The sequence below is a fragment of the Cellulomonas triticagri genome, from assembly GCF_003696205.1.
Lineage (GTDB): Bacteria > Actinomycetota > Actinomycetes > Actinomycetales > Cellulomonadaceae > Cellulomonas > Cellulomonas triticagri.
Genome location: NZ_RFFI01000039.1, coordinates 1 through 18,139, shown reverse-complemented (window position 1 = coordinate 18,139; position 18,139 = coordinate 1). Strand labels below are relative to the sequence as shown.

Here is an 18,139-nt window from a genome sequence, read left to right as displayed (position 1 = left end):
AGCGCGCGACCGTCGACGCCCGGCCGGGCACGGCGAAGGGCCCGGTTCCCTCGCGGGAACCGGGCCCTTCGGCGTGCTGCCGGCCCGCTCAGTCCAGGTAGTCGCGCAGGACCTGGGAGCGGCTCGGGTGCCGAAGCTTCGACATCGTCTTGGACTCGATCTGGCGGATCCGCTCGCGGGTCACGCCGTAGACCTTGCCGATCTCGTCCAGGGTCTTCGGCTGGCCGTCGGTGAGGCCGAACCGCATCGAGACGACGCCGGCCTCCCGCTCGGACAGGGTGTCGAGCACCTGGTGCAGCTGCTCCTGCAGGAGCGTGAAGCTGACGGCGTCCGCCGGGACGACGGCCTCGGAGTCCTCGATGAGGTCACCGAACTCGCTGTCGCCGTCCTCGCCGAGCGGGGTGTGCAGCGAGATGGGCTCGCGGCCGTACTTCTGGACCTCGACGACCTTCTCGGGGGTCATGTCGAGCTCCTTGGCGAGCTCCTCCGGCGTGGGCTCCCGACCGAGGTCCTGGAGCATCTGCCGCTGGACGCGCGCGAGCTTGTTGATGACCTCGACCATGTGCACCGGGATGCGGATGGTGCGGGCCTGGTCGGCCATGGCGCGGGTGATCGCCTGCCGGATCCACCAGGTCGCGTAGGTCGAGAACTTGTAGCCCTTGGTGTAGTCGAACTTCTCGACCGCGCGGATCAGACCGAGGTTGCCCTCCTGGATCAGGTCCAGGAACAGCATGCCGCGGCCGGTGTACCGCTTGGCGAGCGAGACGACGAGACGCAGGTTGGCCTCGAGCAGGTGGTTCTTCGCGCGGCGGCCGTCGCTGACGATCCACTGGAACTCGCGGCGGGCCTTCGGCTCCAGGTCGTCGCCGATGACCGCGAGCCGCTCCTCCGCGAACAGGCCGGCCTCGATCCGCTTGGCGAGCTCGACCTCCTGCTCCGCGTTCAGCAGCGCGACCTTGCCGATCTGCTTGAGGTAGTCCTTGACCGGGTCGGCCGTCGCGCCGGCGGTCACGACCTGCTGCGCCGGGGCGTCGTCCTCGTCGCGGTCGGACACGACGAAGCCGGTGTCCTCGGTCTCGTCCTTGCCGGACGCCGAGGTCTTCGCGGCGGGCTTCGCGTCGTCGGACTCCTCCGAGTCGGCGGACTCCGTCGCGTCGTCGCCCGACTCCAGGTCGGCCTCGTCGATCTCGACGTCCTCGAGCTCGACGTCCTCGTCGTCGCCGTCCTCGTCGGACTTCGACGCCTTGGTGGCCTTCACGGGCTTGGACGCGGCGGCCTTGCCGGTCGTCTTCGCGGCGGCGGGCTTGGCGGCGGCGCGCTTCTTGGCCGCGGGCTTCGGGGCGGCGTCCTCGCCGTCCTCGGCCACGACGGCCTTCGCGGACGGGCGGGCCTTGGCGGTGGTCGCGGCGGCGACCTTGCGGGCCGGCGCGGACACCGTGGGCTCGGCCACGGTGATGCCCGCGTTGGCCAGACCGCGCACGACGGCCTTCAGCCGCTTCGCGTCCTCCACCTGGGCGGCCTCGCACGCCGAGCGCAGGGCAGCGGCGTCGACGCTGCCCGTGGTGCGCCCGACGCGGACGAGGTCCTGCAGGGCGGGGTGCTCGAACTCACGCGGGAGGGTGGGGGTGGAAGTCTGGGGCGTCACGAATGACCTTTCGGCAGCAAGGGACCCGGTCCGGCGCATCGGGTACCTCGATATTGTACCGGCCTGGACCCACCGGGGGCCTCCCGCGGGGGGCGGCGAGGCTCTCCCCGCGCAGGTCGGCGTCCTGTCACCCGAGATCAACGCGCGAGCGGCCCGGAGGATTCCCTCGGACGGGTGCGCGCGTCGCGGACGCGGGCGCCACCGTGTCCGCCGCGCCGCGCCGACACGCCGGGGACGGCACGCCGGTGCCTCGCAAAGCGTCAGTCGGCCAACGGCCGCCGACGGTCCGGGCGGGAGACGGCCGACCGCCGTGCACCGCAGCGGGGCTCGACGTCTCCGCACGAGGGTGTCGGTCCGGTCGCGGCCGCGCGGGCACACCTCCGTCCGGACCACGGACCGTGGTCCGGCCCGCGACCGACCCCGGCGCCGGCGACCCGTGCTGCTCGCAGCCCGGGTGCGGCCGGTGACCGGCCCGCGCGGTGCCCGCCGGAAGGGGGTCAGGCAGGGTCGGGCTTGACCGCGAGCACCGGGCACGGGGAGTCGAGGAGGATGCGCTGCGCGTTGGCGCCGAGGATGAGCTTGCCCACGGGGCTGCGGCGGCGCAGGCCGATGACGATGAGGGACGCCGCCGTCTCCTCGGCCGTACCGATCAACGCCTCGGCGACGTCGCGCCCGCCGGGCAGGACCCGGACGTCGTGAGCGACGTCGCGCGACTCCAGCGACGAGCGCACCTCGTCCAGCGCGGTCGCGAGCTCGGCGCGCTGCTCGTCGGTCTCGTCGCCGCGCTCGCTGACGACCACGACCAGCGGCTCGGACCGGCGCACGGCCTCGCTCGTCGCCGCGGTCAGGGCGGCCCGCCCCTCGACCGTCGCCAGGTACCCGACCACGATGCTCATGAGTGCTCCTCGCACGAGTGCTGTGCCTCCGCCGCCAGCACCGGGTGCGCGAGGGCGCGGGTGCGGCAGCGGACCGTGGTCCGACCGTACCGGAACGGCGGGACGGGCACGACCGGCGCCAGCGCGCTCAGCAGCGACGACGCATCCACGCCGGCGGCAGCCCGGCGCCCAGCGCGCGGTCCACGACCCGCGCGAGCCCGTGCGTGCGGTCCTGGCGCAGGGCCTCGTCGGTCAGCAGGCACGCGCGCACCGGGTCGCCCTCCCACCAGGCGAGCAGCCCGAGCAGGGCGAGCGCCGGCGCCTGGTGGCCCCGGCGGCCGTGGGCGACGACGCCCTCCAGCACCCGGCGACCCGCGGCGAGGGCCGCGGCGTCCGGCTCCCGCGCGCACTCGGGGTCCACCAAGCCGTCGAGCACGTCGCGCACCGCGTCCCGCACGTCCTCCTCCTCGTCGGGGTCGGCGGTCACGCGGCACCCGTCACCACCGGAACGGCGGCACCGGCACGTGCCGCCACCCGCCGGGGCGGGGTCGTCGAGGTCACCGGGCCCGTCGGCGTCGGGCGGGACCGGGTCGCACGCGTCGCAGCGACCGCAGCACCCGTCGGCACCGGCCCACCCCGCAGGCGTCCCGGAGTCGGCGCACCACCGCCCGCCGAGGTCGGCCAGGTCGGCGGCGTCCTCACGGTCCGCTCCCTCCGTGAGGTCGACGACGTGCGGGCGGTGGGTGCAGGCGACGGTCGGCGGGTCGTCGAGCCTCGCGACGCCGCGCGGGAGGACTCCGAGCGCGGCGTCGAGCTGACCGTCGACACGCGGCGGCGGCTCCGCGACCGGCCGATCGACCACCGGACCGGGGCGGGGCGCACCGGCGCACGCGGCCGGTCCCGGCAGCGGGCGGCCGGTGCGCAGCAGAGCGTCGGGCAGCAGCCCTCCCGGGTCGACGACCCCGAGCAGGACGGCGTCGCGCACCTCGGGGTCGGCGAGCGCGGCCTCGAGGCGCCCGAGGACAGCCGACGTGGGCAGGTCGTGCGGGTCGGCGGCAGCGGCGAGGGCGTCGCGCCATGCCTCCCAGGACCGCCGGCGCCAGAGGCGCAGCCCGACGGGTCGGGCGGCCCGCAGCCGGACGTCGACCCACCGGGACCGGGCGGCGGACGCGGAGCGGCGCGCGGCCGCGGGGGCGGGCGGGATCAGCCGCGCGAGGTCGAGCGGTCCGTCGACGGCACGGGCGAGCGGTGCGGGCCCGAGGTCGGAGACCGGGCGGCCTCCGGGTGGGCAGCAGCTGCCGTCGCGGCAGTCCAGACCCAGGTACCGGTCGTGGGTGACCTGCCAGGCGGACACCGGTCCGACGGCCCGGCACGCGTCCCGCACCGCCGCGTGCGCGCGGACGGCGGCCGCGGCGGGGTCCGGGCGGAACCCGCGCGCGGGGTCCCGGGGGTCCTCGTCGTCCGAGTAGACGATCGCGACCACCTCCTCGACGTCGCCGAGCGCGAGCCGGGCGACGGTGCGGGCCACGGTCCCCGGCCCGGTGGGGCCGAGGACGTCGCGGAGCGCGAGGCGGGTCACGAGGGCGATCTCGCGCCGGGGTCCCGCGAGCCCGAGGAGCACCACCGTGCGCGCGGGGTGCGAGCGGAGCCCGTCGGGCACGAGCGCGAGCAGGCGGTGCGGCGGGTCGCCGGCGACGGGCCCGGCGGTCGGGTCGGGCGGGAGCAGGGGCGAGGCGCTGGAAGTCATGCGACCACCGAAGCCCAGGACGACCGCCCGCCACCGGCCGCGCACCGGACCGCTGGGGACCGTGCCCACCACGCACCCCTGTGGAGGGCTCGGTACCCGCTCCCCGAGCGGCGCTACTGTGTCCGACGTGCCGACCCGTCCCACCGCCGCGCTCGCCGTCGCTCTCCTGGCGCTGACCACCGCGGCCTGCTCGGGCGGTACCCCGGTGCCCGGTCCGAGCGCGTCGGCGGTGTCCCCGGAGCCGACGACGAGCCCGACAGAGGCGCTGCTGCCCGACGCCACGGCGTCCGGCGGCGCGGTCGGCGAGCTGGCACCGGGGTTCCCGTCGGACCTGGTGTCGCCGCCCGAGGGCAGCGAGATCCTGGTGTCGGCGGCGGAGCCGGACGCAGCGACGGGGCTGACCGCGATCAGCCTCAACCTGCGCAGCCCGCTGGAGGCGGACGCGCTGGTGGCGGCGGTGCGCGACCAGCTGTCCGCCGCCGGGTTCACGGAGTCGGTGACGGACCCCGGGTCGTCCGGCCTGGCGGCGTCCTCGACGTTCACGCGGGGCGACGGGTCCGAGGAGCTGCTGACGCTGGGCGTCCTGGACCGCGACGGTGTGCGGACGCTCACGCTCGGCGGCACCGTCCGGCTCTGACGCGTCGGGCGGACGGGACAGGCCCTAGGCTCGCCGGGTGAGCCCCTCCCCCGCCCTGGTCGACGTCGAGGACCTCCGGACCCGCGTCGACGCCCTGCTCACCGCGCACGTGGACGACCTGCTGCCCGAGCTGGTGGGCGCGGGTGCCGGCGCGGCCCCGCTGGCGGAGGCGATGGGGCACATGCTCGGCGGCGGCAAGCGGCTGCGGGCGGCGTTCTGCTACTGGTCCTGGCGCGCGCACGGCGGCGAGCCGGACTCCCCCGACGCGGACGTGGTGCTGCGGGCCGGGGCGGCCCTCGAGCTGTTCCAGGCGGCGGCGCTGTTCCACGACGACGTCATGGACGACTCCGACACCCGCCGGGGCCAGCCCGCGGCGCACCGCCGGTTCGCCGCGGCGCACGCGGCCGCGGGGTGGACCGGCCCCGCGGACCGGTACGGCGAGTCCGCGGCGATCCTGCTCGGCGACCTGGCCCTGGTGGCGAGCGAGCGCGAGATGGTGCGCGCGCTCGCCGGGCTGGACGCCGGGCGCCGGGACCGCGCGCACGGCGTGTTCGACCGGATGCGCACCGAGGTGACGGTCGGGCAGTACCTCGACCTGCTGGCGCAGGTGCTGCCGTGGGGCGAGGACCCGGCGGCGGACGAGGCGCGGGCCCGCGAGGTCGTGGTCGCGAAGTCGGCGCGGTACAGCGTGGAGCACCCGCTGCTGCTGGGCGCGGTGCTCGCGGGAGCGGACGCGGACGCGCTGACGACGACGAGCGCCTACGGCCTCCCGCTCGGCGAGGCGTTCCAGCTGCGCGACGACCTGCTCGGGGTGTTCGGCGACCCGTCGACGACGGGCAAGCCCGCGGGCGACGACCTGCGCGAGGGCAAGCGCACCGTGCTGGTGGCCCGCGCGATGGCGCACGCGCTCCGCGCCGACGACACCGGGCTCGCCGACGCGCTGCGCTCGGGCCTGGGCGACCGCGACCTGGACGAGGCGGCGTGCGCGGCGCTCGCCGACCGGATCGCCGCCAGCGGCGCCGTCGCGGACGTCGAGACGCTGATCACGGACCTCGCCGACACGGCCCTGGACGGCCTCGCGGCCGCCCCCCTGGCGGAGGACGGCCGCGCGATGCTGCTCCGGCTGGCGCGCGCGGCGGTGGACCGGCGCGCCTGACCCCTGCCGGGTCGGTCAGAGCAGGGCCTGGGCCCGCCGCCGGATCTCGGTCTTGTGCCCCGCGCGCAGCGCGTCGACGGGGCGGCCCGGCAGCGTCTCGTCGGGGGTGAACAGCCAGGCGACGGCCTCGGCGTCGGACATGCCGACGTCGCCGAGGACGCTCAGCGTGCCCTGCAGGGACGCGAGGACGGTGGCCCGCGCGACCGGTGCCTCCTCCTCGTCGGGGCGCCCGGGGACGGCGGCGCGGGGGTTGGCCGCGTCGACGGGGACCAGGAACGCCGCGGGGACGCTGAGCACCGGCGGCTCGCCGCGGCGCACACCGACGATGCGCCGCTCCTTCAGCAGACGGCGCACCTTGCCGGCGTCGAGGCCGAGCTCCTCGGCCACGTCGGGGACGGTGAGCCAGGAGTCGACGAGGTCATCGGGCTGGGGCTGCGCGTTCACGTCGGCCAGCGTACTGACCGCCCCGGCCTCACGAGGACGCAGCAGCAGGAACGGCGCCGCGACCTGCGCGTTCGCCCGTCCGGAGCATCCCGGTCCCCCTCCCGTGTCGGGATCGGCCCGCAGAACCGCTGTTCAGGGGGACAAACCGCCCACCCGGCTTCCCAGGTCGGACGAGGTGGTCTACCGTCGCAGTAGTCACACCAGTCACACGCGCCCCACAGGTACGCAGAAGCACCTTCCGGCACGGCAGCACCACGCCTCACATCCCAGGGATCCGACACCATGACGCAGACCGCCCTCGCCCTCACGGACCAGGCCGTCCCGGCCACCCCGGCCCGCGCCGCCGGTCGCCGCGGACGTCTGCTCGCCTCGGGCACCGGAGCCATCGCCATCGCGGCCGTGGCCGTGACCGCCACCGGCGGGGCCGCCCACGCGGACGAGCAGTACACGGTCCGCTCCGGCGACACCGTCAGCCACATCGCGTCCGCGCACGGCACCACCGTCTCGGCGGTGCGCAGCGCCAACGGCCTGGACGCCCGCGCGTTCATCCGCGAGGGCCAGCGTCTGACGATCCCCACGGGCAGCACGGCGAGCAGCGCGCCCGCCACGACCGCCGCAGGCGGCAGCCACACGGTCGCCTCCGGCGAGACCGTCTCCGCCATCGCGAAGCGCTACGGCACCACCGTCGCCGCGATCACCTCCGCGAACGGCCTGGACTCCCGCGCGTTCATCCGCGTCGGCCAGAGCCTGACCATCCCCGGCGCGGGCGCCGCCACCACCGCCGCCCCGGCCGCGACCACCACCGCGACCGGCGGCAACCACACCGTCGCCTCCGGCGAGACCGTCTCCGCCATCGCGAAGCGCTACGGCACCACCGTCGCCGCCATCACCTCCGCGAACGGCCTGGACTCCCGCGCGTTCATCCGCGTCGGCCAGAGCCTCACCATCCCCGGCGCGGGCGCCACGACCACCACGGCGACGGCGAGCAGCACCACCCCGACGTCCGGCCTGGTCGGCAACACGTTCCTCGGCCGCACCTACGCCCCGAGCGTCGTCGCCTCCGCGAACCAGAACAAGGCCGCCCTGATCGCCATGGGCGTGCCGTCGAAGGCCGACATGCAGGCGAAGGTCGCGGCCACGGCGCGCTCGATGGGCGTCGACCCGGCGCTGGCGCAGGCCATCGCGTTCCAGGAGTCGGGCTTCAACCACACGTCGGTCTCCCCCGCCAACGCCATCGGCACGATGCAGGTCATCCCGACGTCGGGCGAGTGGGCGTCGCAGCTGGTCGGGCGCGACATCAACCTGCTGGACCCGGACGACAACGTCGTCGCGGGCGTGGCGATCATCCGGCAGCTCGTGCGCTCGTCGCCGGACCTGCAGACCGCCATCGCCTCGTACTACCAGGGCGCCGGCTCGGTGAAGCGCAACGGCATGTTCAGCGACACGCGCCGCTACGTGGCGAACGTCCAGACGCACATGGCGCGCTTCTGACCGGGCGCCTCCCCGGCCGCGCGGCCCCGCGCCCGTAGACTCGCCCCCGTGGGAGCAACCGTCACCGATCCGCTCGTCGGCCAGCTGGTCGACGGGCGCTACGAGGTCGTGCAGCGCATCGCGCGCGGCGGCATGGCCACGGTGTACCTGGCGGTGGACCGGCGGCTGGACCGCGACGTCGCGCTCAAGGTCATGCACCCCCACCTCGCCGAGGGCGGGGCGGGCGCGGACTTCGTCGCGCGCTTCCGGCGGGAGGCGCGCGCCGCGGCGCGGCTGACCCACCCCGGCCTGGTCGGCGTGTACGACCAGGGCCTCGACGGCGAGACCTCCTACCTGACGATGGAGTACGTCGACGGCGTGAACCTGCGTCGGCACCTGGCGGAGCGCGGGTCGCTCACCGTCGGTGAGACGCTGGACGTCGCCGAGCGGGTGCTCGACGCCCTCGCCGCCGCGCACCGCGCCGGGCTGGTGCACCGCGACATCAAGCCGGAGAACGTCCTCATGGCGGAGGACGGCCGCGTCAAGGTCGCGGACTTCGGGCTCGCGCGCGCCGTCACCGAGGTGACGTCGACCACGACCGGCACGGTGTTCGGCACCGTCGCCTACCTCGCGCCGGAGCTCGTCGTGAAGGGCACCGCCGACGCGCGCACCGACGTGTACGCCGCGGGTGTGCTCGTCTACGAGATGCTGACCGGGGCCCAGCCGTTCACGGGCGAGACGCCGATCCAGATCGCGTTCCAGCACGTGAACTCGGACGTGCCCGCCCCCTCGGACGCGGCGTCGTGGCTCCCGGTGGAGATCGACGAGCTCGTCGGCGCCCTCGCGGCGCGCGAGCCGGACGACCGCCCGGGCGACGCCGCCGCCGCGCTGGCGCTGCTGCGCCGCACCCGGACCGCGCTGGACGAGGCGACGCTCGCGCGCCGGGTCGACGTGCCGCCGTCGGTGGCGCTCCCCCACGCGACCGACCCCGAGGACGACGACGCGCCCGCCCCGGCGGCGACGCGGCCGGACCAGGACGACGACGAGGCCCCGGCCGACGCGACGACCCGCATCGACACCCCCGGGCGCACCGTGGCGCTGCCGATCGGCGCGATCACGCCCGGCGGGCCGGTCCCGACCGGGGACACCGCCACGGGCGCACGCCGCTCCCGACGCCGCTGGTGGTGGATCGCCGCCGCGGTGCTGCTGCTCGCCGGGATCGGCGGCGGCACCTGGTGGTACCTCCAGGTCGGCCCGGGCGCCTACACCACCGTCCCGGAGGTCACGACGCTGACCGAGGACGACGCCGTGGCGCTGCTGCGGGACAACGGGCTCGGCGCGGACCCGGTCGCGACGTTCGACGACGACGCCCCCGCGGGCACGGTGTTCGCGGCCGAGCCCGCGGTGGGCGACCAGGTCCGGAAGGACGGGACGGTGACCATCTCCGTGTCCCGCGGCCCCGACCTGGTCGCGGTCCCCGCGGACCTGGTCGGGAAGATGCAGGACCAGGCCCGCGACCTGCTCGCCGCCGCCGACCTGAACTCCGACGTCGTCGAGGGCGACCACTGGGACGACGCCGCCGCGATCGGGTCCGTCCTCGCCACGACCGACGCGGACGGCAACCCGGTCGAGGCGGGTGCCCAGGTGAAGCGTGGCTCGACGGTGTTCCTGACGCTCTCGGACGGCCCGGAGCCGGTGCGGGTCACCTCGGTGGTCAACACGACGCTGGAGCAGGCCACCGCGCAGCTGGAGGAGCTCGGTCTCGTCGTCGCCGCCGAGGAGGCGTTCAGCGACACCGTGCCCGCGGGGACGGTCATCTCGCAGAGCCCCGAGTCCGGTGCCGACGCGAAGCGCACCGACACGGTGACGCTGCAGGTGTCCAAGGGCCCGGAGACGGTCCCGATGCCGAACCTCACCGGCAAGCAGTACGACGAGGCCGCGCGCGTCCTCGAGGGCCTGGGCCTGAAGGCCGAGCGCCGCAACGTCCTCGGCGGGCTGTTCGGCACCGTGCGCGACCAGAGCGTGCCGGCCGACCAGGCGGTCCCCAAGGGCTCGACCATCACCCTCACGGTCGTCTAGCACCCACCAGCACGACGAAGCCCCCGGTCCCTCCGCGAGGAGGGGGCCGGGGGCTCCGTCGTGGGGTCGCGCGTCAGGAGCGGCGCAGCAGCTCCACGACCTGGAACGCGAGCTCCAGGGACTGCTGGTGGTTGAGGCGCGGGTCGACCAGCGTCTCGTAGCGCCGGGCGAGCCCGGCGTCGTCGATCTCCTCCGCGCCGCCGAGCACCTCGGTGACGTCGTCGCCGGTGAGCTCGATGTGCAGCCCGCCGGGGACGGTGCCGAGCGCGCGGTGCACCTCGAAGAAGCCCGCGACCTCGTCCATCACGTCGGAGAACCGCCGGGTCTTGTACCCGGACGCCGAGGTGATGCCGTTGCCGTGCATCGGGTCGCACACCCAGGTGACCGGGCGGCCGTCGGCCGTGACCTTCTCGACCAGCGAGGGCAGCAGGTCGCGGATCTTGCCGGCACCCATGCGGGTGATGAAGGTGATCCGGCCGGGCTCGGCGCTGGGGTTGAGCTTGTCGATCAGGCGCAGCGCGTCGTCCGCGGTGGACGTCGGGCCGAGCTTGATGCCGAGCGGGTTGTGCACGCGGCTGAAGTAGTCGACGTGCGCCCCGTCGAGCTGCCGGGTGCGCTCCCCGATCCACAGGAAGTGGCCGGAGCAGTCGTAGGGCAGGCCGGTGCGCGAGTCGATGCGGGTCAGCGGGCGCTCGTAGTCGAGCAGCAGACCCTCGTGGCTCGCGTAGAAGTCCACGGTGCGCAGGGCGTCGAAGTCGGCGCCGCACGCGGCCATGAACCGGATGGCGCGGTCGATCTCGGCCGCGATCTCCTCGTACCGGGCGTACGCCGGGTTGGCGGTGAAGCCCCGGTTCCACTCGTGCACCCGCAGCAGGGACGCGAAGCCCCCGGTGGTGAACGCGCGGATGAGGTTCAGCGTCGAGGCGGACGTGTGGTACGCGTCGAGCAGACGCTGCGGGTCCGGGGTGCGGGCCTCGGGCGTGAACTCGAAGCCGTTGATGATGTCGCCCCGGAACGCGGGCAGGGTGACGCCGTCGCGGGTCTCGGTGTCCGAGGACCGCGGCTTGGCGTACTGCCCGGCCATCCGACCCATCTTGATGACGGGCAGGCTGGCGCCGTAGGTGAGCACGACGGCCATCTGCAGCACCGTCATGACCTTGGCGCGGATGTTGTCGGCCGTGGACTCGGCGAACGTCTCGGCGCAGTCACCGCCCTGCAGCAGGAACGCCTCGCCGCGCCCGGCGGCCGCGAGCTGGCCGCGCAGCGCGTCGGCCTCCCCCGCGAACACCAGGGGCGGCAGCCCGGCGAGCCGGTCCGACACGCGCGCGAGCGCGTCCCGGTCCGGCCACGCCGGCTGCTGCGTGACGGGCAGGTCGCGCCAGGCCTCGAGCCCGGCGAGGACGGTGGGGTCCGCCTCGATGCTCATCAGTGCGCCGCAGCGGGCACCAGGGGCTGCCCGATGCCCTCCAGGAGCGCCCCGAACCAGGGCTGGGACACGTCGAACGCCTTGCCACCGGCGATGCGGGGGAACGCGATGGCCTTGAGCCGGTCGCCGTCCTCCTCGTCGTGGCCGATGACGCCGGCCTCGCCGCGCAGGGCGCACTCGACGGCCAGGTCGGTCATCGACTTGATGAGGCGCAGGTCGTCGGCGTTGGCCGCGGCGGCACGGGAGTAGTAGCCCGACTTCTGGACCATGACCTTCTCGGCGCCGAGCTTCTCCGCGAACTGCTTCGCGAACCACTGGCCCGGGTTGATCGTGTCGAGCTTGACGTGGCCGAACGGGTCGCGGGGCACCTCGGCGCCGGACGCCTCGAGCTGCTCGACGATCTCGTGCATGCCCGCACCCTCGGACAGGAAGATGTTGACGTTGCCCTGCTCGTCCATGATCGCCTTGAGGCGCGCGGCCTCCGCGTCGATGTCGAGCGCCAGCTCGGGCAGGAACACCGCGTGGATGTCCCACCGCTCACGCGTCAGGCCGAGGGCCGGGGCCCACTCCTGGGTGTCGAGCCACTTGCGGTACTCGGACGCGGCGGCGGCGGTCAGCCAGCCGCAGTGCCGGCCCATGACCTCGTGCACGATCAGCATGCGCGGGCCGGAGCGGTGCTCGCCGATGACGTTCGCGGCGAACCCGGCGGCCTCCTCGGCGGCGGTCCACGCGCCGAGGGACTGCTTGATCGGCACCACGTCGTTGTCGATGGTCTTCGGCAGGCCGACGACGGTCAGGCCGTAGTCGTTCGCGGCGAGGTACGCGGCGAGGTCGGCGGCCGTCGTGTTGGTGTCGTCGCCACCGATGGTGTGCAGGACGTCCACGCCGTCGGCCTTGAGCTGGTCGGCCGCGACCTGCAGCGGGTCCTGGCCCTCCTGCACGAGGCCGCGCTTGACGCAGTCCGCCGCGTTGGTGAGCTTGACGCGCGAGTTGCCGATCGGCGAGCCGCCGAACTTGTGCAGCAGGTGCGCCTGCGCCCGGCCCTCGGCGTCGATGACGATCTTGTCGCCGCGCAGGAGACCGTGGTAACCGTGCTGGTAGGCGATGATCTCGACCTCGGGGGCGATCTCGGTGTACCGCTCGATGAGACCACCGACGGCCGAGGACAGGCACGGAGCGAAGCCACCCGCGGTCAGGAGCGCGACGCGACGAACCGACATGAGACACACCTCTCGTTGAAACAGCACAGCTGGGCGTTCCCAGCCCGCACGCCACTCAAGGCGACGTGCACGGGCCGGACCCGGGACCGAGGTCCCCGGGGGCGTGGCGGGCCGGACGGAACCGGACGGCCGGGCTCATCCTACTGAGCCGGGGCGTCGTCCTCCGGCGGGACCGGAACCTGGACATCGGGCACCTCGCGCCCGCCGGGCGCGGTGGCCGGCGGGGCGTCTGGGCCGGACGCGGCCGGGTGGCCGGTGGCGATGCGCGCCTTCTGGGTGGCGGCGTAGATGTCGACGTACTCCTGGCCGGACAGGGCCATGAGCGCGTACATGATCTCGTCGGTGACCGAGCGCAGGATGAACCGGTCGTTCTCCATGCCCTGGTACCGGCTGAAGTCGAGCGGCTCGCCGATGACGACGCCGATGCGGCGCGGCCGCGGCAGGCGCTGGCCGAGCGGCTGCGCCTTGTCGGTGTCGATCATCGCGACGGGGATGACCGGGGCGCCGGACTCCAGGGCCATGCGCGCCACGCCGGTCTTGCCGCGGTACAGGCGGCCGTCGGGGCTGCGGGTGCCCTCGGGGTAGATGCCGAACAGTTTGCCCTCGGCGAGGCGGTTCAGGCCGGTGCGCAGCGCGGCCTCGGAGGCCTTGCCGCCGCTGCGGTCCACGGGGATGGTGCCGACGCCGCGCATGAAGCCCGCCGTGAGGCGGCCCTTGAGGCCGCGGCCGGTGAAGTACTCGTTCTTGCCGATGAAGACGATCTCGCGGTCCAGCACGAGCGGCAGGAAGAACGAGTCGACGACGGCCAGGTGGTTGCTGGCGAGGATCGCCGCGCCGCTGCTCGGCACGTGCTCGGCACCGCGCACCCAGGGGCGGAAGAGCAGGTGCAGCAGCGGGCCCACGAGGACCCGCTTCATCAACCAGTAGAACAACCTGCCACCTCTCGCCCTCGCCTGCCGGCGCCCGTCTCCGCGTGGCGCGCCGGGTGCTCCGAGCCGACTCTAGAGTGCTGTCATGGACCCGCGTCCCGACCGCCCCGCCGACGACCCCTCCCCCGAGGGGGAGGACCGCCCCGCCGAGCACGCCGACGACGGCGACCTCGGACGGGTGTCCGACGAGCAGTGGGCCGCGATCGTCGCCGACCTGCGCGCCGACCTCGACCCCACGGGGACGACGGGCCCCGGGGGACCCGTACCGGACGGACCCGCGGCGTCCGCGGCCGACGAGGTCGGCCGGGACGACCCGCGGGGGTCGTCCGGTCCCGCCGTAACCTACCCCGTCGCGCCCTGGGTCACCGACAGCCGCGTGGTGCGACCGGCCCGCCGGGCCGGTGATGCCGAGGGCGCGGGTGCGCGGGAGGCGGCGGGTCCCGGCGCGTCGGGCCGGGACTGGGACGCCACGGACCGGATCGACGCCGCGGAGCGCGAGGTCGACGAGGAGGAGCGGTTCCGGCCGCCCGACCCGGGTCCGGTGCTCGGCGGGGACCCGCTGCTGACGATGGCGTGGTTCGCCGTCGGGGGCATGCCGCTGCTGTGGCTGGTGGCCGTGATCGGCTGGCGGGACGCGCCGGGCGTGCTGCTGCAGGCGTCCGGGCTGGTGTTCCTGCTCGGTCTCGGGGTGCTGCTGTGGCGGATGCCGCGACGCCGCGAGGACGTGCCGGACGACCCGGACGACGGCGCCGTGGTCTGAGCACCCGCTGGACACGCCAGGAGGGGCCCTGCCGACGTCGGCAGGGCCCCTCCGGTGCGTGCGGGGCTGCGCCCGTCAGCGGCGGGCGAGGTCCGCCGCGCCGACGATGCCCGCGTCGTTGCCCATGGCGGCGAGCGCGAAGGTCGCCTCGGGGCGGTGGCCGCGGGCCGACAGCTGGTCGAGGAACGCCCGGCGCGCGGGGGCGAGCAGCAGGTCCCCGGCCGCGCTGACGCCGCCGCCGATGACGACCACCGCGGGGTCGAGCAGCGCCGCGACGGACGCGGCGCCCTCGCCGATCCACCGGCCGAGCTCGGCCAGCAGCTCGACGGCCAGCGGGTCGCCCTCCTGGGCGGCCTGGGTCACGTGCGGGCCGGTGAGCGCGTCGGCGTCGCCGCCCGCGATCTCCAGCAGGCGGGTGCCGCGTGCGGGCTCGGTGATGAGCGCGGACTGCGCGTCGCGGACCAGGGCGGAGCCGGAGGCGTACTGCTCCCAGCAGCCCTCGTGGCCGCAGCCGCAGTAGTGGCCGCCCGGGACAACGCGCATGTGGCCGACCTCGGCCGCCACGCCCCAGGTGCCGCGCACCAGGTTGCCGCCGACGACGAGCGCGCCGCCCAGGCCGGTGCCGATGGTGAGCATGAGCATGTCCTGCACGTCGCGCGCGGCGCCGAACCGGAACTCGGCCCAGCCCGCGGCGTTCGCGTCGTTCTCCACGACGATGGTGACGTCGGAGCCGAGCTCCTTGGCGACGATGTCGCGCAGGGGGTGCTCGCGCCAGGGCAGGTTCGGGGTGAACAGCACCGTGGCCTGGTCCGAGGCGATGAAGCCGGGCGCGGCGAGGCCGATCGCGCCGATCTCGTGCTCGGCGGCGAGCTCCTGGCACGCCTCGATGACGCCGCGGTCCACGCTCTCGGAGTCGCTGGGGTCGGTCTCGCGTCGCGTCTTCGCGATGATCCGGCCGTCCTCGTCGACCACACCGGCGGCGATCTTCGTCCCGCCGATGTCCACACCGATGGCGTGCATGCTTCCCTGCTTCCGCGTCCGAGTCCTGCGTGGGGCACGCGCTCGGGCCGCAGCGACGACGCAGCCGGGCGCGGGTGCGCCGGTGCTGCGGCGGCAGCACTGCGCGCGTGCGGCTACACGCTAGCGTGCGAATCGGGCATCGCTGCACACGCTCCCAGCAGGAGAGGTCACCCGGGCGCGGGCGGGCGGGTGACGGACGCGTCAGGTCGCTGCGATCAGGACTTTGGTCCCTTATGCTGCCGAGATCCTTCCCCTTCTGACAACGGAGCCAGACATGGAGGAGTTCAGCACCCCCCTGCTCGTCGCGGCCGGACCCGACGAGAACCTGATCGACCTGCTCGACGCCCGCGTGGCCGCCACCGGTGACGGACCGCTCATCGAGTACAAGACGCCGGGCACCAGCACCTGGCGGACCGTCGGCGCCACCGCGTTCGACCGCCTCGTCCGGGAGGTCGCCGCCGGGTTCGTCGCCCTCGGCGTCGAGCCGGGCGACCGGGTCGGCATCATGTGCCGCACCCGCTACGAGTGGACCGTCCTCGACTGGGCGCTGTGGCGCGCCGGGGCCGTCCCCGTCCCCGTCTACGAGACCTCCTCGGCCGAGCAGGTGCACTGGATCCTCACCGACGCCGCCGTGACGCTGCTCGTCGTCGAGACGGCCGAGCACGCCGCCACCGTCGCCGAGGTCCGGCCGGAGGCGCCGCTGCTGCGGGACGTCCTCGTCGTGGACGACGGCGCCCTCGACCGGCTCGCCACCGCCGGGGCGGACGTCCCCGCGGCCGAGGTCGACCGGCGCAGCCACCTCGCCGGGCGGGACGACCTCGCCACGCTCATCTACACCTCCGGGACCACCGGACGGCCCAAGGGCGTCGAGCTGACCCACGGCAACTTCGCCGTGCTGGCGCGCAACGCCGTCGAGGGCCTGCACGAGGTCGTGTCGACCCCCGGGTCGCGCACGCTGCTGTTCATGCCGCTGGCGCACGTCTTCGCGCGGTTCGTCGAGGTGCTGTGCATGCCGGCCGGCTCGGTCCTCGGGCACACGCCCGACACCAAGCAGCTGCTCACCGACCTCGCCGAGTTCCAGCCGACGTTCATCCTCTCGGTGCCGCGCGTGTTCGAGAAGGTCTACAACTCCGCCGAGCAGAAGGCCGCGGCGGGCGGGAAGCTGAAGATCTTCCAGTGGGCCGCCCGCACCGCCATCGCCTACTCGCGGGCCCTGGACGACGGGCGCCCCGGCCTCGGGCTGCGCGTGCAGCACGCCGTCGCGGACCGCCTGGTGTTCCACAAGCTCCGCGCGGCCATGGGCGGGCGCATCGAGTGGGCGATCTCCGGCGGGGCGCCGCTGGGCGAGCGCCTCGGGCACTTCTTCCGGGGCATCGGCGTCCGGGTCCTGGAGGGCTACGGCCTCACCGAGACCACCGCCCCCGCGACCGTGAACCTGCCGGGGCGCACGCGCATCGGCACCGTCGGCCCTCCCCTGCCCGGCACGTCCGTGCGGATCGCCGCCGACGGCGAGGTCGAGGTCCGGGGTCACCAGGTGTTCGGCCGGTACCACGACAACCCCACCGCGACCGCCGAGGCGTTCGACGACGGGTGGTTCCGCACCGGCGACCTCGGGTCCCTCGACCAGGACGGGTACCTGCGGATCACCGGGCGCAAGAAGGAGATCATCGTGACCGCCGGGGGCAAGAACGTCGCCCCCGCCGTCCTGGAGGACCGGCTGCGCGCGCACCCGCTCATCAGCCAGGTCGTCGTGGTCGGCGACGGGCGGCCCTACATCGGCGCGCTCGTCACCCTCGACGCCGAGGGCCTGCCGGGCTGGTGCACCGCGCACGGGCTGGCGCCGCTCACCGTCGCTGAGGCCGCACGGCACCCCGACGTGATCGCGTCGATCGACCAGGGCGTCGAGCGCGCGAACCGGGCGGTGTCGCGCGCCGAGTCCATCCGGCGCTACCGGATCCTCGACCGCGACCTCACGATCGCCGACGGGTACCTCACGCCCAAGCTCAGCGTGCGACGGACCCACGTCCTCAAGGACTTCGCGAACGACGTGGAAGCCGTCTACGCGGGCGACCACGAGGCCTGAGGCGCCCCGCCCGCGGGAGGTGCGTCAGACGCGGCCCAGGCGCGCCAGCAAGGTCGCCGACGGCAGCACGCGGGCACCCGCGGCCTCCAGGTCCGCGCCCAGCGCCCGGTCGCTCGTCACCGCCACGACGACGCGGCCGGGCGGCTCGGCGCGCACCAGCCGCCGCAGCAGGTCGTCGGCGATCTCCCCGTGCGAGAACAGCACGCGCACGCCGCGCGGACCCGACCGCTCGGTCCCGTGCTCCCCCGCGTCGCGGCCGTCGAAGCAGCACGTCACCTCGGCACCGGTGCGGCCCGCGAGGTTCGCCAGCCGCTCGGTGAGCCGCCGCCGCTGCTCGGCCAGCGGCTGGTCGGGCCACGCGAGCTTCGAGACGTTGTAGCCGTCCACCAGCAGGTGCGGACGCGGCAGGGCCAGCAGGTCGTCCAGCAGCGCCGGGTCCTGCGCGGCACGACCCCGCGACGTCCCCCGGGGTGCCGGCGCCGCGACGCCCGGTGCGACCAGGTCCGCGGGCATCCGGCCCGCCGGGGGCAGCGCGAGCTCGTCGCGCAGCGCGGTCCCGGCGTCCACGAGCGTGTCCAGCAGCAGCCGCACCCGGACCTCCGCCAGGTCGCGCAGCGCCGTCGCGTCCGCGCGCGCGGCGGCCGCCAG

15 protein-coding genes are annotated in these 18,139 nt (G+C 75.1%); 6 read left to right on the top strand and 9 right to left on the bottom strand.

Annotated elements, in window-relative coordinates:
- Nucleotides 1-88: 88 nt before the first annotated feature.
- From EBM89_RS08785 to EBM89_RS22065, 3 genes are all read right to left on the bottom strand, one after another.
- Nucleotides 89-1,645 carry an RNA polymerase sigma factor gene (locus tag EBM89_RS08785; protein WP_439647174.1) on the bottom strand — a complete coding sequence of 519 codons (1,557 nt, stop codon included), beginning with the start codon at nucleotides 1,643-1,645 and terminating at the stop codon, nucleotides 89-91.
- A gap of 497 nt (nucleotides 1,646-2,142) precedes the next feature.
- Nucleotides 2,143-2,541 carry a universal stress protein gene (locus tag EBM89_RS08780; RefSeq protein WP_122149065.1) on the bottom strand — a complete coding sequence of 133 codons (399 nt, stop codon included), beginning with the start codon at nucleotides 2,539-2,541 and terminating at the stop codon, nucleotides 2,143-2,145.
- A 127-nt stretch (nucleotides 2,542-2,668) separates the two neighbouring features.
- Nucleotides 2,669-4,267, bottom strand: coding sequence for a DUF4192 family protein (locus EBM89_RS22065; protein ID WP_147463496.1), 1,599 nt, complete (start codon nucleotides 4,265-4,267; stop codon nucleotides 2,669-2,671).
- A 127-nt stretch (nucleotides 4,268-4,394) separates the two neighbouring features.
- On the opposite strand from EBM89_RS22065, the gene EBM89_RS08770 reads away from it, so the two are divergent.
- Both EBM89_RS08770 and EBM89_RS08765 read left to right on the top strand, forming a co-directional pair.
- Nucleotides 4,395-4,904, top strand: a complete 510-nt coding sequence (locus EBM89_RS08770) for a hypothetical protein (protein WP_122149078.1) — start codon at nucleotides 4,395-4,397, stop codon at nucleotides 4,902-4,904.
- A gap of 37 nt (nucleotides 4,905-4,941) precedes the next feature.
- The gene (locus EBM89_RS08765; RefSeq protein WP_122149063.1) at nucleotides 4,942-6,060 is read left to right on the top strand and encodes a polyprenyl synthetase family protein; all 1,119 of its coding nucleotides are present in this window, start codon (nucleotides 4,942-4,944) and stop codon (nucleotides 6,058-6,060) included.
- A gap of 15 nt (nucleotides 6,061-6,075) precedes the next feature.
- Here the strand turns inward: EBM89_RS08765 and EBM89_RS08760 are convergent, their stop codons facing one another.
- Nucleotides 6,076-6,504: an Rv2175c family DNA-binding protein gene (locus EBM89_RS08760; RefSeq protein WP_122149062.1), complete on the bottom strand. Its 429-nt coding sequence runs from the start codon at nucleotides 6,502-6,504 to the stop codon at nucleotides 6,076-6,078.
- 282 nt (nucleotides 6,505-6,786) lie between these two features.
- On the opposite strand from EBM89_RS08760, the gene EBM89_RS08755 reads away from it, so the two are divergent.
- Entirely contained in the window at nucleotides 6,787-7,995 is a 1,209-nt protein-coding gene (locus tag EBM89_RS08755) for a LysM peptidoglycan-binding domain-containing protein (protein WP_122149061.1), read from the top strand.
- A 48-nt stretch (nucleotides 7,996-8,043) separates the two neighbouring features.
- Nucleotides 8,044-10,053, top strand: a complete 2,010-nt coding sequence (gene pknB, locus EBM89_RS08750; protein WP_122149060.1) for a Stk1 family PASTA domain-containing Ser/Thr kinase — start codon at nucleotides 8,044-8,046, stop codon at nucleotides 10,051-10,053.
- Nucleotides 10,054-10,126: 73 nt separating this feature from the next.
- On the opposite strand, the gene EBM89_RS08745 is transcribed toward pknB, so the two are convergent.
- The 3 genes from EBM89_RS08745 to EBM89_RS08735 all read right to left on the bottom strand — a co-directional run bounded on the left by EBM89_RS08745 (nucleotide 10,127) and on the right by EBM89_RS08735 (nucleotide 13,631).
- The gene (locus EBM89_RS08745; RefSeq protein WP_122149059.1) at nucleotides 10,127-11,479 is read right to left on the bottom strand and encodes a class II 3-deoxy-7-phosphoheptulonate synthase; all 1,353 of its coding nucleotides are present in this window, start codon (nucleotides 11,477-11,479) and stop codon (nucleotides 10,127-10,129) included.
- Complete coding sequence (locus EBM89_RS08740) at nucleotides 11,479-12,699, bottom strand: pyrophosphate--fructose-6-phosphate 1-phosphotransferase (protein ID WP_122149058.1); 1,221 nt, start codon at nucleotides 12,697-12,699, stop codon at nucleotides 11,479-11,481. Before EBM89_RS08740 ends, EBM89_RS08745 begins: the two co-directional genes overlap by 1 nt.
- 140 nt (nucleotides 12,700-12,839) lie before the next feature.
- Nucleotides 12,840-13,631: a lysophospholipid acyltransferase family protein gene (locus EBM89_RS08735; RefSeq protein WP_233571636.1), complete on the bottom strand. Its 792-nt coding sequence runs from the start codon at nucleotides 13,629-13,631 to the stop codon at nucleotides 12,840-12,842.
- Between the two features lie 82 nt (nucleotides 13,632-13,713).
- Between EBM89_RS08735 and EBM89_RS08730 the strand changes: the two genes are divergently transcribed.
- The gene (locus tag EBM89_RS08730; protein ID WP_122149056.1) at nucleotides 13,714-14,388 is read left to right on the top strand and encodes a hypothetical protein; all 675 of its coding nucleotides are present in this window, start codon (nucleotides 13,714-13,716) and stop codon (nucleotides 14,386-14,388) included.
- A gap of 75 nt (nucleotides 14,389-14,463) precedes the next feature.
- Here EBM89_RS08730 and EBM89_RS08725 read toward each other — a convergent pair whose 3' ends face one another.
- Nucleotides 14,464-15,408, bottom strand: coding sequence for an ROK family glucokinase (locus EBM89_RS08725; protein ID WP_122149055.1), 945 nt, complete (start codon nucleotides 15,406-15,408; stop codon nucleotides 14,464-14,466).
- 274 nt (nucleotides 15,409-15,682) lie between these two features.
- On the opposite strand from EBM89_RS08725, the gene EBM89_RS08720 reads away from it, so the two are divergent.
- Complete coding sequence (locus EBM89_RS08720; RefSeq protein WP_122149054.1) at nucleotides 15,683-17,491, top strand: AMP-dependent synthetase/ligase; 1,809 nt, start codon at nucleotides 15,683-15,685, stop codon at nucleotides 17,489-17,491.
- A 24-nt stretch (nucleotides 17,492-17,515) separates the two neighbouring features.
- Here the strand turns inward: EBM89_RS08720 and EBM89_RS08715 are convergent.
- Nucleotides 17,516-18,139, bottom strand: a 624-nt coding sequence (locus tag EBM89_RS08715; RefSeq protein WP_147463495.1) for an NYN domain-containing protein, incomplete at its 5' end; no start/stop codon positions are given.